This window comes from Stutzerimonas chloritidismutans (assembly GCF_038562055.1).
In the GTDB taxonomy this organism is placed as follows: domain Bacteria; phylum Pseudomonadota; class Gammaproteobacteria; order Pseudomonadales; family Pseudomonadaceae; genus Stutzerimonas; species Stutzerimonas chloritidismutans_A.
The window spans coordinates 20,967-33,256 of sequence record NZ_JBCFXD010000015.1; the positions used below are offsets into that span (position 1 = coordinate 20,967).

Below are 12,290 nucleotides of genomic sequence, written 5' to 3' on the forward strand. Positions count from 1 at the left end.
TGTCAGGGCAGTCTCACGCTACGATCGAAGCGGTGCGCAAACGCTGCCAGTCAAATGCGGGGCCGGGGTCGGTCTTGCGACCCGGCGCGATATCGCTATGGCCACAGACCCGCTCCGGCGTGATGGCCGGATAGGCTTGCTGAAGCAGACGACACAGAGAAGTCAGGCTGTCGTACTGGGCTTCGCTGAATGGCATTTCGTCAGTGCCCTCCAGCTCGATGCCAAGGGAAAAATCGTTACAGCTTTGCCGATCACCGAAGCACGACACACCGGCGTGCCACGCGCGATCAAGGCAGGAGACGAATTGGGTAATCGCGCCGTCACGTTCGATCAGGAAGTGCGCTGACACCCGCAGGTTCGCTATTTCTTCGAAGAAGGGGTGCTCATCACAGGGCAGACAGTTCTGGAAGAATTGCTGAACCTTTCCGGTTCCGAACTGGCCCGGTGGCAGACTGATGTTGTGAATGACCAGCAGCGAAATCTCGCCGTCCGGACGCAGGTTGAAGTTGGGCGAAGGGCAATGGCGAATGCCTCGGCACCATCCTGTCGCATGATCCAACTGCATCGCGGCGAAACCTGGCTGAACGGAAGGCCTGCAGGCTAGCGCCTGCAGCCGCCCTGCTGCAAGCGGCCAGGCTATTCCGGAACTATCACTTACTGACGGCCACGCGCTTCTCATCACGGCGCGAGGCCAGACGATCGGCGAGGCGCGTCGGCTCAGGCAGACGATAACGGGTGACGTAACGCATGACCAATTGCGCCGCGCTTTCCAGGCTTACCCGGTTGCCCGGCGAAATGATCAGAGGGCGCACCTTGTCCTTGCTGCGTAAAACCGTGCCGATCACTTTTCCTGCTTTATCCACCAGATCAACCTGATGGCCGCGCTGCTCGCCGAGTGGCTGATGAAACCCGGTGAGAATTTTTTTCGCCACGCCGATGGTCGGCAGGCCGGTCACCACCCCCAGATGAGCCGCAATGCCAAGACCTCGCGGATGTGCGATGCCATGCCCATCGGAAAAGATCAGATCAGGAGTCTGATCGAGGGAGTCAAGCGCCTGCAGCACGGCGGGCAGTTCGCGAAACGACAGCAGCCCTGGAATGTAGGGCATGCAAGTCGGAATTCTTGCCAGTGCGTGGCCCAATGGCTCAAGGGTCTCCGCATCGAGAAGAACCACCGCGGCACGGGTAATCTTGCCGCCATCCTCGAAGCCGACATCGACGCCGGCGACCACCTTTAACAGACCGAAGTCATCGGTCAAAACAACCTTCTCGGCCAACTGATGCTGAATCTCGCGCGCAGCAGCGGTGCTCCCACCCCAGCCGCAAAATTCAGCAGGTGTCGGCAATGTGTGTGCAGTCATGGTGGCCCTCTTTTGCGTGTTCAGACGGTCAACCGTAGGTACGGTTCCATGACCCGCCCTTGGGACTGGACAGTCAGGCGAAAAAATAAGACGCTCCCGCCGGACTGCGGCAGTTTTACCCTGCTTTCATCCCGAACAATAACAATGGAACAGCCTGATCTCGCATGCTCAACGACCACCCCCTGAAACGCATCAGCATTCTGGCTACAGACGGCGTGTTCGCATCCACCCTGCTGCATGCCAAAGACTTCTTCCACATGGCCAGCCTGCGCTACGGCAAGCAGTTGGGACTCGACCTCACCCCCGCCTTCGAGACCTCACTGGTCAGCCCGGACGGTCTCGCGGTCAATACATTCAGTGGGCCACGCATTGAGGTGGACGGCGCACTGGATGACGCAGACGCCGTGATTCTGCCAGCGTTCTGGGGCGACTTCGATGCCATCAGCCAACGCTATCCACAAGTGTCGCAATGGTTACAGGAGCGGCATGCGGCGGGCAGCGCTATCTGCGGAGAAGCCAGCGGGGCCTTCTGGATGGCTGCGGCGGGGTTGCTCGACGGCCGCGAAAGCACCACTCACTGGCGCTTCGCTCAGGAATTTGTGGAACGCTTTCCGCGCGTGCTATTTACCCAGGAAAAGCACCTGACCGACAGCGACAACCTTTACTGTGCGGGTGGCACCACCTCGGCCTGCGACCTGTATATCCATCTGGTCGAGCGCTTTTGCGGGGCGCATATCGCTCAGGGCATGGCGCGCGACATCCTGTTCGAAGTACGGCGCAGCTACAATCCGGGCAGAATCGGTTTTGGCGGACAGAAGCTGCACCTGGATACCCGCGTTCTGCAGATCCAGGAATGGCTTGAGGAGCACTTCGCGGAGAAATTTCGCTTCGAAGACGTGGCACGTGATCACGGCATGAGCATTCGCAACTTCATGCGACGGTTCCAGACGGCGACTGGCGACAAGCCACTTCACTACCTTCAGCGCTTGCGGATCGAAACGGCAAAGACCCTGCTCTCCACCACCCGCAAGAGCATCAAGACCATCAGCTACGAAGTGGGTTACGACGATGCAAGCTTCTTTGCCCGACTGTTCCGCCAGCACACCGAACTGTCACCAAATCAGTATCGGCAGCAGTACCGCCACAAGATCGCCTGAGCCATAAACACAAACGGCAAGTCACGCCAGGGCGCAGACTTGCCGTTCCTGTCGCCTGACGAGATCACGGCTTATGAGGGCGCGCCAGGTATTCGTGCGATTGCATTTCCAGCAGGCGGCTCAGGGTGCGCTGGAACTCGAACTCCAGGCGCCCGCCGGCATACAAATCCTTGAGCTCGACCTCGGCGGAGAGGATCAACTTGACGTTGCGGTCGTAGAACTCGTCCACCATGTTGATGAAGCGGCGAGCCATGTCGTCCTTGGAGACATCCATCCGCTCGATATTGGAAACCAGCACCGCATCGAAGATCTTGCCCAGTTCGATGTAGTCGTTCTGGCTTCGCGGGCCGTCGCAAAGCTCGCGGAACTCGAACCAGGCCACGCCGCTGGCAACCTTACGCGCGACGATTTCGCGGTTCTCGATCATCAGCGCTTCGTTTTCCTGAATGCGGCACTGCTCAGGCAACAGGCTGCGGAAGCTCTTCTCCAGGCTCTGCTCGGCTTCATCGTCGAGCGGGAAGTGATAGAGCTCAGCCTGCTCCAGCGCGCGCAGACGATAGTCGATGCCGCTGTCGACGTTGACGATCTCGGTGTGCTTTTTCAGCAGCTCGATCGCTGGCAGGAAGCGCGCACGCTGCAGACCATCCTTGTAGAGACCGTCTGGCACGATGTTGGACGTCGCGACCAGGCTGACACCGTTCTTGAACAGTTCTTCAAGCAGTGTCGCGAGAATCATCGCGTCAGTGATGTCCGAGACAAAGAATTCGTCGAAGCAGATGACCCGCGACTCGTCAGCGAAGCGCTTGCCGATGATGGTCAGCGGGTTCTTCTCACCTTTGAGTGTGCGCATCTCTTCGTGCACGCGCTTCATGAAGCGGTGAAAGTGCGTACGGGTCTTCTGTTCGAATGGCAGCGCATCGAAGAAGGTGTCGACCAGATAGGTCTTGCCGCGGCCAACACCGCCCCAGAAATACAGGCCTTTCACAGGTTCCTGGTGCTTTTTGCCGAACAGCTTGCCCATCAGCCCGGTCTTCGTGCGGTCGTCTGCGACCAGATCGTCGTATAGACGCTGCAGATGACGGACCGCAGTTTCCTGGGCTGCATCATGGAAGAAGTCGGGACGTTTCAGGTCTGCCTGATAGCGCTCAAGAGGGGTCATGGCGGGGTCTGGGTAGTGAAACGGGGCCGACACTTTAGCCGCGCCCTCGGTGGTTGGCAATTTACGCAGATCGTTCAAGCGCTGAGCCTCGAGTAAAAACGGGGTACCGGCTGCATCCGGCCGTCCGGCGAGCGGTCGGCGTAACTGCCGGCAATTAGGCTATCAATGTTGCCAACGCCTGGCGCAGGCGCAGCATGGCTGCCTCCAGCGACTGCTCATCGGGGTAGCTCGGGCTGTCGGCAAGGCATTCGCCGTCGAGCCACAAGCTAAATTGATCGTCTTCATCGGCACGGAGTTCCAGCGCGTCTACACCTTGCGCAACCAGGCGCTGGGTGACGACGCCGATCGCCTTGGGATCGCTGAATCCGCGGGACAGCAGCAGCTCCTCACCATCCGCGGCGAAGAAGCGGAAACGGAAGCTGCCGTCGCTCTCGCGGAAGCTGGCGAAGCGCGCAGTTTTGCCACTTTTCTTCTTTGCCGGCGCGGCACTTGTCACATCGCTGCGGAAATTACGCAGCCCTACCGCCTCGCGCAATTCCCCGAGGAACGGCGTCGCCACCTTGCGCGCCTTGGCAGCGCCAGCCTGGAGTATGTCTTCCAGGTCGCCAGGACGCGCCATCAGCGCGTGGTAACGCTCACGGGCCCCGCTCAACTCGTTATCCAGCAGTTCGAACAGCCGCTGCTTGGCTTCGCCCCAGGCAAGCCCGTCCAGCAATTGGGCACGGAACTCGGCCAGCTGAGCCGGGGTGGCGAACGCCTGGTAAAGCGTAAAGAGGTGAGAGTCGTCCGGATCCTTTGGCTCGCCTGGCAGCCGGGAGTCGGTAACGATCCGAGCGATGGTGCTTTTCAGCTGCTTGGCGCTGCCAAACAACGGGATGGTGTTGTCATAGCTCTTCGACATCTTGCGGCCATCGAGGCCGGGCAGGGTCGCGACGCTTTCTTCGATCAGCGCCTCGGGCGCGGTGAACAGCTCCTTGCCGTTGCCAAACAGGTGGTTGAATCGCTGACCAATATCTCGAGCCATTTCCACGTGCTGAATCTGATCGCGACCGACCGGGACCTTGTGCGCGTTAAACATGAGGATGTCGGCGGCCATCAGCACCGGGTAGCTGAACAACCCCATGGTGATCCCGGCGTCCGGGTCTTCACCCTTCTCGACATTCTTGTCTACCGATGCCTTATAGGCGTGCGCCCGGTTCAAAAGGCCCTTGCCGGCGACGCAGGTCAGCAGCCAGGTCAGCTCGGGAATCTCGGGGATGTCCGACTGGCGATAGAAGGTTACGCGCTCCGCATCCAGCCCACTCGCCAGCCAGGTGGCTGCGATCTCAAGACGCGACTGCTGGATCCGTTGCGGATCGTCACACTTGATCAGCGCATGGTAGTCCGCCAGGAAATAGAAGGAGTCGGCATTGGCTTCGCGGCTGGCCACGATGGCCGGCCGGATGGCGCCAGCATAGTTGCCCAGGTGTGGTGTGCCCGTGGTAGTGATACCGGTGAGGATTCGGGTTTTCATTCGGTCTTCTCGATCAGTCAGCGCGGCCAAGCCGGAATCAGCACAGCCGCGGCGCAACCAGGTCCTTGAGTTCCACCAGCTTGCCGTGGAAAAAGTGCCCGCATTCTGCCACTTTCAACAACTCGTGGGGGCGCTGAAGCTCGGCTGAGAACGCATGCACCGTAGCTGGGTCGATCACTTCATCATCGTCGGGCTGGATGATGGTCAGTGCACACCGTTCGGCCAGTGGCAGGTTTGACAGCCGCGATACAGCGGGCGCCACCATGAAAAGTCGCTCTAGCGACTCGCCACGCGCCTCGATACGGCCGGCCAACGCAGCCGCAACGAAGCCTCCAAAAGAGAAGCCCAGCAGGGTAAGCGGCAGCTCGGGATACTGAGACCGCAGCCAGACCAAGGCGGCTTCGGCGTCTTCAACCTCGCCCATGTTCATGTCGTGGCTGCCGGCGCTGCCACCGACACCGCGAAAGTTGAAACGCAGCGTTGCATAGCCGGCATCGCGGGCGGTGCGCTGCAAGGTCGAGACCACTTTGTTCAGCATGGTCCCGCCCTTGACCGGATTGGGATGACAGATCAACGCCAGTCCGCATGCTTCGGGCTGATCAAAATACAGTCCTTCCAGCACGCCGGCCGGTCCCTCGATGGAAATGGGGTTTTCGCGTTTCAACAGGGTAACTCCGTGACCTTGGGGCTTATTGGCTCGTCTTGCTTGCACCTGGGTGGTGATCGCATATCGTGTTGCGGTATACAGGGCTGGAACGAGACGTTAACGTATCAAGCCGTGGAAAAACCACCGCATCAGGCGGTGCAGCCCGCGCACAGCAGTTGCATCCTGGTCCGACAGTCGCCCTGCCCGACCGCCAGCGCAAGGTTTCGCCGCTGAACAGCACAGCCGTTTTTTATAGAGGAAGTATTCGTGGAACAGACCTTCGCGACCTGGTTGCTCCCGATCGTCGGCGTGATCGTCGGCATCGTCATTGGTTACCTGATTGCGCGAAACAGCGCACCAAATAGCACGCAACGTCAGGTGGACGAACTGCAGGAGCGGTTGGATACCTATCAAAGCGAAGTGGTCACCCATTTCAACACCACGGCCAGCTTGTTGCGCAAGCTGACCAACAGCTATCAGGACATGCAGGACCACTTATCCGAAGGTGCGGAAAAGTTGGCGCTCGACGAGCAGACTCGCCAGCGCTTGCTCGCGGCGCTGCACAGCGAGGAAAACCACAGCCATCGCGAGCGTCTCAGTTCACCGACATTCACCGAGCCGCCGAAGGACTATGCGCCCAAAGACGCAGATGTACCTGGCACGCTGCATGAAAATTTCGGTTTGAAAAGCAAACACTAAGCCTGACCGGCGGCACTCAGTGCCGCCTCGTTATGCACTACTGCGTCAGACGCATGGACAGGTCAACCGCCCGCACATGCTTGGTTAACGCACCGATGGAAATATAGTCCACACCGGTCTCGGCTATCGCACGCAGTGTGCCGTCATCAATTCCTCCTGACGCCTCCAGCTTTGCCCGCCCCGCTGTTATGCCTACCGCGGTGCGCATATCAGCCAGATTCAGCTCATCGAGCATCACGACGTCAGCTCCTGCACGGAGCGCCTGCTCCAGCTCGTCCAGGCTCTCCACTTCGACTTCAACAGGTTTTCCCGGAGCAATGCGATGCGCCGCCGCAACGGCTTCAGCTATTCCGCCGCAGGCAGCGATGTGGTTTTCCTTGATCAGAAAAGCGTCGTACAGGCCGATCCGATGGTTATGGCAGCCGCCACAGGTCACGGCGTACTTCTGCGCCATACGCAGCCCGGGAATAGTCTTGCGCGTGTCGAGCAACCGCACGCCGGTGCCTTCGACCAGGTCGGCATACTGTCGGCAACGGGTCGCGACTCCTGATAGCGTCTGCAAAAAATTCAGCGCTGCACGCTCGCCGCTGAGAAGGGCTCGTGCAGGCCCCTCCAGATGAAACAGCACGCGATCTGCGTCTACCCTCTCACCATCGGCCACGCGCCAATGTACGGCTACTCGCGGGTCCAGTTGACGGAACACGGCATCGACCCAGGCAGTGCCACTGATAACGGCCGCCTCTCGAGTGATGATCTTTGCCTGAGCAAGACGCTCGGCGGGAATCAACTGTGCAGTGATGTCACCGGTGCCAACGTCTTCAACCAGTGCGCGGCGGACGTTGGATTCGATTTCGGCGGAAATATCCGCAAGAGTGAGATTGGTCACGAAGAGCTCCCATGAAATTGGCGAAAGTATACGGCGAGCTTCGACCTGCCGCAGCGGAAGGGGAACGTCTCAGCAAAACATGGATTTACCCTTATAATTTTCAGGGATTCTTGCAGTTCAGAGGATTTCGATGAGCATCTGTGAGCTGCATCATGTCCAAGACAAACTCGGAATTCATTGCCGAATAAGAAGCCTATAATCAGACGGTAGATTGGCGCCATGGAAATGGCTATATGCCACTACTTTACTAGCCGTTGCCCGCTATTCACTATCAGCGGCCTGATAAGTGTTGTTGAGCGCCTTGAAAGCAGGCGACCGGAGCGTTCCAATGCGAACTGATGCGAAAGTGGTGCACCTCAAGGCTGCCCCTGAGCAAAAGCAGACCTCAGCGGCAGGCAGATTGCCCGTCGCACTCATCAGTGTGCGCGACAAAGCCGCTCAGCAACTGCGTCTGGCGCTGCAGACGTTATTTGACAATGCCGACGACTCGCTTTTCGAGATAGCGGACCGCGCTACGAGCAACGCCGAACAGAACGCCTTCTTTGAAGCGATGCGGGACCTGCGTATGAAGCGCCGCGGCATCGAGCGCAGCTTTCTGCAGCAGGTTTTCGAGTCTTTCTCCAAACTCAACCAATACGAGATCGGCAAGCCGGCGGAGCCAGAAGCATCCTTCGAAAACCTGGCACTGGTGCAGAACGACGAACTGGAAGAATCGGTTGCGATCGACACCATGGTTGCCAAGGTGATGAGCCGCACCAGCCAGTCACTCAGCCACCTCACCACCCGTATCAATGTGCTGGTGAGCAAGAAGCTGGATGACAAGAACAATCCACTGGGTCCTCAGCAACTCTGCGAATACTTTCTCGAAGCCTGCCGAAGCCTGGGCGTCGAGATCAAGGTCAAACTGATCATTCTCAAGCTGTTCGAGCGCTACGTGCTGACAGACCTTGAGCAGCTTTATGCCGAATCCAATCAGGTGCTGGTCGCGGCTAACGTCTTGCCGGAGCTGCAATCAGCCCAGCCGCGCCGCTCGCCGAATCGCCCAAACACATCAGGAAACAGCGCCTCGAGGCCCGGAACGGGCCTGGGCGAAGCACCCACTTACGCCGACAGCGGCGTGCAGGAAGCATTCGGAAACCTGCAAGTCTTGCTGTCAGAACTGCGCGGAAGTGCGCTACCAGCCCGCAACCTGCCCAGCGACGCCATCCCGATCTCCAGCAATGACCTGATGCGGCTACTCTCGCACCTGCAGTCACGTGCCCCGCAGCAGGTCGATGAATTCGACCTGCAAGGCCAGCTTGAGCAATTGCTACACCGCGTCAGTGCCAAGAGCGGCAAATCACGTGTAGTTGGTGAAGTCGACGAGGATGTTATAAACCTCGTATCGATGCTGTTCGAGTTCATCCTCGACGACCGCACCCTTCCCGACTCGCTCAAGGCCCTGATCGCAAGGCTGCAGATCCCGGTACTGAAAGTAGCGGTTCTGGACAAGACTTTCTTCAGCCGCGGCAGTCACCCAGCCCGCCGCCTGCTCAACGAGATCGCCTCAGCCGCCATGGGCTGGGCCGATCAGGACGAAGTCCAACGCGAAGGCCTGTATCAGAAGATAGAGCAGATTGTGGCTCGGCTACTGAACGATTTCGTCGATGACCCTGCCATTTTCTCCGAACTGCTCGCCGATTTCCTCGCCTTCACAGGTGACGAGCGACGCCGGAGCGAACTGCTCGAGCAGCGCACCAGGGATGCCGAAGAAGGTCGTGCCAGGGCCGAAATGGCCCGCCAAGAGGTTGAACATGCGCTCAATCAGCGTCTGCTTGGCAAAACACTACCCGAAGTGGTTGTTCGTCTGTTGCAAGAGGCGTGGAGCAAGGTTCTGCTACTGACCTGCCTGAAACATGGCACCCAGTCGGAACAGTGGCAGGCCGCGCTGGCGACCATGGATGATCTGATCTGGAGCGTCGCCCCTCACGAAGACCTCGAATCGCGCGCACAGCTGCTGGAGCTGGTTCCAAGCCTGCTCAAGAACCTTCGAGAAGGCCTGGTCAGCGCGGCGTTCGACCCGTTCTCCACCAGCGACTTTTTCACGCGTCTTGAAGCGCTGCATGTGCAGACCTTGCAGCAACTGAACCAGCCGACCAATTCCGCACCAGCCACCGAACCGCTCGACCAAGGCGATTCCGCAGGCGAGAAGCTGGTGCTGCCACCTCGCGAAGAATCCGCCAATCAGGCGGCAAACCAGGTGATGATCGAGGTCAACGAGGAGATTGTTCTCCTCGCCCCAGGCGAAACCCGCCAACATGAGCCGGAAATAGACCTGGACGATAACGACGAAGCACTGACTCAGGTCGATAACCTGAGAGTCGGCAGCTGGGTCGAGTTCCAGGAAGACGAGGAGCACAAGCTCCGCTGCAAGCTTGCAGCGGTGATCAAGCCCACGGGCAAGTACATCTTCGTCAACCGAACCGGAATGAAGGTCCTGGAAAAGACCCGCACGGGCCTAGCGATAGAATTCCGCCGTGGCGCCATACGCCTGCTAAACGACGCCTTGCTATTTGATCGCGCCCTCGAGTCGGTGATCGGCAATCTTCGGAGCCTGAAAAACAACAGTCGCTAGGGTCGAGGAGGCTACTCCCCGCCCCGGCGCTGTAATCAGAAACTCGCCCCGCCCCTCCCATTTGCCAACCGAAAGCCAACGCCCAAGCGTCGTCACGCTTGGCTTTTGCCCTTGCGCCGCTAGAATGCCTGCATCCCCTTCCGAGGTGCGTATGCCCAGCCGCCTAAAACCCGAAGACCAGGAACGCGTTGACCACTACCTCAACGCACCTCAGCACCAAGTCGAGCGCCGGCCTTTCCGCCCCTGGCTGCTCCTTGTGCTGGTTCTGGTAACGGTGCTCGGCTTGGGCCTGTTGAGCCGCCTCCTGAGTCGCCTGGTCCTGTGACTAACAGGGTTACCACCAAGGCGCCAAACCGAATCCCACAAAGCCTTATGAGTTCATTCCATGACACATCGCATCGTAATCGTCGGCGGCGGCGCCGGCGGCCTGGAGCTTGCCACCCGATTGGGTAGAACACTGGGCAAGCGTGGCAAGGCCCGCATTACACTGATCGACGCCAACCTGACCCATATCTGGAAACCTTTGCTGCATGAAGTGGCCGCCGGCTCGCTGAATTCGTCGGCTGACGAGCTCAACTATGTGGCGCAGGCGAAGTGGAACCATTTCGAGTTCCAGATGGGCCGCATGAGCGGCTTGGAGCGTGAGCGCAAATGCGTTCACCTTGCCGCCTCGTTCGACGACCACGGGGTTGAACTGGTGCCGGCCCGCACACTGAGCTACGACACGCTCGTAATCGCAGTTGGCAGCACGACCAACGATTTCGGCACCAAGGGCGCCGCCGAACATTGCATCTTTCTCGACACTCGCGAACAAGCTGAGCGATTCCACCGCCTACTGCTGAGCCACTACATGCGCGCCCACGCTAGCGAAGGCCACCAGGGCACGATCAACATGGCTATCGTTGGCGCTGGCGCAACTGGCGTCGAGCTTGCCGCCGAGCTTCACCACGCCGCGCGTGAGCTCGCTGCCTACGGGCTGAATGGCATCAAGCCCGAGAACGTACATATCACGCTTATTGAAGCAGGGCACCGAGTGCTGCCGGCGCTGCCGGAACGGATTAGCCAGCCAGTGCACCAGACGCTGAGAAACCTGGGCGTTACGGTACTGACTGACGCCGCAGTGAGTGAAGTGACCGATGAAGGACTGCACACCAAGGATGGCAACTTCGTCCCAGCCACGTTGAAAGTCTGGGCCGCTGGCATCCGAGCGCCAAGCTTTCTGAAAGAGATAGACGGGCTGGAAAGCAACAGGATCAACCAGCTGCAGGTGCTTGCAACCCTGCAGACCACTCGGGACGAGAACATCTTCGCCTTCGGCGATTGCGCCGCATGTCCGCAACCGGACAGTGATCGAAACGTCCCCCCGCGAGCGCAGGCGGCGCACCAGCAAGCGTCACTGCTCGCCAAATCAATCGCCCGCCGGCTTGAGGGCAAGAGCCTGCCCACTTACCGCTATCGCGATTACGGCTCGCTCATCTCACTGTCGAGTTTCTCGGCCGTGGGCAACCTGATGGGCAATCTCACCGGCAACGTGATGCTGGAGGGCTGGCTAGCACGGATGTTCTACGTGTCCCTGTATCGGATGCACCAGATCGCACTGTACGGCGTCGCTCGTACCGGCCTGATGATGATCGGGGACAAACTCAGCACCAGCACAGTGCCACGCCTCAAGTTGCATTAACTGCCACAAACAGTGCCAGCGCCAACTCACCATGAGAGGCGCTGACCCGAAGAACAGATTTTAGCGAGACGAGCGAAAAAAAAGCGCTAATAAACTTCAGCGCAAAAAAAACCGGGAGACCCTTTCGGATCTCCCGGTTTCTTACGCCCCTTGCGAGGCGGTTTTGGTGGGTCGTGTGGGATTCGAACCTACGACCAATTGGTTAAAAGCCAACTGCTCTACCAACTGAGCTAACGACCCAAAAATGGTCGGGGTAGGGGGATTCGAACTCCCGACATCCTGCTCCCAAAGCAGGCGCGCTACCGGACTGCGCTATACCCCGATTGGATTTTGGCTCCGCGACCAGGACTCGAACCTGGGACCCAATGATTAACAGTCATTTGCTCTACCGACTGAGCTATCGCGGAACTTCATTTCCAGCTCTTCAGGTGGTCCGCGTTACCGCTTGCTTTCCCCCCTCAGAGGCGCGCCATTTTACGGTTCTCGACGCGCCTGTCAACAGAAAAAATGCGATTTACTACAATGATTTGCACGATGCGGTGGTACTACCTCGCTCAGCCGGCATTGGAACTGC

Annotated in this window: 11 protein-coding genes and 3 tRNA genes; 5 read left to right on the forward strand and 9 right to left on the reverse strand. The window is 59.1% G+C overall.

The window, feature by feature from the left end:
• Positions 1-13: 13 nt before the first annotated feature.
• Positions 14-565 carry a 1,6-anhydro-N-acetylmuramyl-L-alanine amidase AmpD gene (gene ampD / locus AAGW23_RS18670; protein WP_342407809.1) on the reverse strand — a complete coding sequence of 184 codons (552 nt, stop codon included), beginning with the start codon at positions 563-565 and terminating at the stop codon, positions 14-16.
• 85 nt (positions 566-650) lie between these two features.
• Positions 651-1,361: a deoxyribonuclease V gene (gene nfi / locus AAGW23_RS18675; RefSeq protein ID WP_342407810.1), complete on the reverse strand. Its 711-nt coding sequence runs from the start codon at positions 1,359-1,361 to the stop codon at positions 651-653.
• A gap of 164 nt (positions 1,362-1,525) precedes the next feature.
• Between nfi and AAGW23_RS18680 the strand changes: the two genes are divergently transcribed.
• On the forward strand, positions 1,526-2,518 hold the full coding sequence (locus tag AAGW23_RS18680) for a GlxA family transcriptional regulator (RefSeq protein ID WP_342407811.1): 993 nt from the start codon (positions 1,526-1,528) through the stop codon (positions 2,516-2,518).
• Between the two features lie 64 nt (positions 2,519-2,582).
• On the opposite strand, the gene zapE is transcribed toward AAGW23_RS18680, so the two are convergent.
• From zapE to AAGW23_RS18695, 3 genes are all read right to left on the reverse strand, one after another.
• A complete protein-coding gene (zapE, locus tag AAGW23_RS18685) occupies positions 2,583-3,677 on the reverse strand; it encodes a cell division protein ZapE (protein WP_342407812.1) in 1,095 nt (364 codons plus the stop codon).
• Between the two features lie 154 nt (positions 3,678-3,831).
• The gene (locus AAGW23_RS18690; RefSeq protein WP_342407813.1) at positions 3,832-5,190 is read right to left on the reverse strand and encodes a tryptophan--tRNA ligase; all 1,359 of its coding nucleotides are present in this window, start codon (positions 5,188-5,190) and stop codon (positions 3,832-3,834) included.
• A gap of 37 nt (positions 5,191-5,227) precedes the next feature.
• Positions 5,228-5,902 (reverse strand): alpha/beta hydrolase, encoded by a 675-nt coding sequence (locus tag AAGW23_RS18695; RefSeq protein ID WP_342407814.1) that lies wholly within the window; start codon positions 5,900-5,902, stop codon positions 5,228-5,230.
• A 201-nt stretch (positions 5,903-6,103) separates the two neighbouring features.
• Here AAGW23_RS18695 and AAGW23_RS18700 point away from each other — a divergent pair, with 201 nt between their 5' ends.
• Positions 6,104-6,535, forward strand: a complete 432-nt coding sequence (locus AAGW23_RS18700) for a YhcB family protein (protein ID WP_342407815.1) — start codon at positions 6,104-6,106, stop codon at positions 6,533-6,535.
• Between the two features lie 37 nt (positions 6,536-6,572).
• On the opposite strand, the gene nadC is transcribed toward AAGW23_RS18700, so the two are convergent.
• Positions 6,573-7,421 carry a carboxylating nicotinate-nucleotide diphosphorylase gene (gene nadC / locus AAGW23_RS18705; protein WP_342407816.1) on the reverse strand — a complete coding sequence of 283 codons (849 nt, stop codon included), beginning with the start codon at positions 7,419-7,421 and terminating at the stop codon, positions 6,573-6,575.
• 328 nt (positions 7,422-7,749) lie between these two features.
• Here nadC and AAGW23_RS18710 point away from each other — a divergent pair, with 328 nt between their 5' ends.
• From AAGW23_RS18710 to AAGW23_RS18720, 3 genes are all read left to right on the forward strand, one after another.
• Positions 7,750-10,035, forward strand: a complete 2,286-nt coding sequence (locus tag AAGW23_RS18710; protein ID WP_342407817.1) for a DUF1631 domain-containing protein — start codon at positions 7,750-7,752, stop codon at positions 10,033-10,035.
• Positions 10,036-10,186: 151 nt separating this feature from the next.
• Entirely contained in the window at positions 10,187-10,360 is a 174-nt protein-coding gene (locus tag AAGW23_RS18715) for a DUF3094 family protein (RefSeq protein WP_148925194.1), read from the forward strand.
• A 60-nt stretch (positions 10,361-10,420) separates the two neighbouring features.
• Complete coding sequence (locus AAGW23_RS18720) at positions 10,421-11,716, forward strand: NAD(P)/FAD-dependent oxidoreductase (RefSeq protein WP_342407818.1); 1,296 nt, start codon at positions 10,421-10,423, stop codon at positions 11,714-11,716.
• A 164-nt stretch (positions 11,717-11,880) separates the two neighbouring features.
• Here AAGW23_RS18720 and AAGW23_RS18725 read toward each other — a convergent pair.
• From AAGW23_RS18725 to AAGW23_RS18735, 3 genes are all read right to left on the reverse strand, one after another.
• Positions 11,881-11,956, reverse strand: a tRNA-Lys gene (locus tag AAGW23_RS18725).
• 5 nt (positions 11,957-11,961) lie between these two features.
• Positions 11,962-12,038 (reverse strand) — tRNA-Pro (locus tag AAGW23_RS18730).
• Positions 12,039-12,047: 9 nt separating this feature from the next.
• Positions 12,048-12,123, reverse strand: a tRNA-Asn gene (locus AAGW23_RS18735).
• Between the last annotated feature and the right edge of the window lie 167 nt (positions 12,124-12,290).

Bases quoted from the DNA above. Each gene is read 5' to 3' on its own strand.
- ampD (WP_342407809.1), bottom strand. From the start codon at position 565: ATGCAGTTGGATCATGCGACAGGATGGTGCCGAGGCATTCGCCATTGC.
- nfi (WP_342407810.1), bottom strand. From the start codon at position 1,361: ATGACTGCACACACATTGCCGACACCTGCTGAATTTTGCGGCTGGGGT.
- AAGW23_RS18680 (WP_342407811.1), top strand. From the start codon at position 1,526: ATGCTCAACGACCACCCCCTGAAACGCATCAGCATTCTGGCTACAGAC.
- zapE (WP_342407812.1), bottom strand. From the start codon at position 3,677: ATGACCCCTCTTGAGCGCTATCAGGCAGACCTGAAACGTCCCGACTTC.
- AAGW23_RS18690 (WP_342407813.1), bottom strand. From the start codon at position 5,190: ATGAAAACCCGAATCCTCACCGGTATCACTACCACGGGCACACCACAC.
- AAGW23_RS18710 (WP_342407817.1), top strand. From the start codon at position 7,750: ATGCGAACTGATGCGAAAGTGGTGCACCTCAAGGCTGCCCCTGAGCAA.
- AAGW23_RS18715 (WP_148925194.1), top strand. From the start codon at position 10,187: ATGCCCAGCCGCCTAAAACCCGAAGACCAGGAACGCGTTGACCACTAC.
- AAGW23_RS18720 (WP_342407818.1), top strand. From the start codon at position 10,421: ATGACACATCGCATCGTAATCGTCGGCGGCGGCGCCGGCGGCCTGGAG.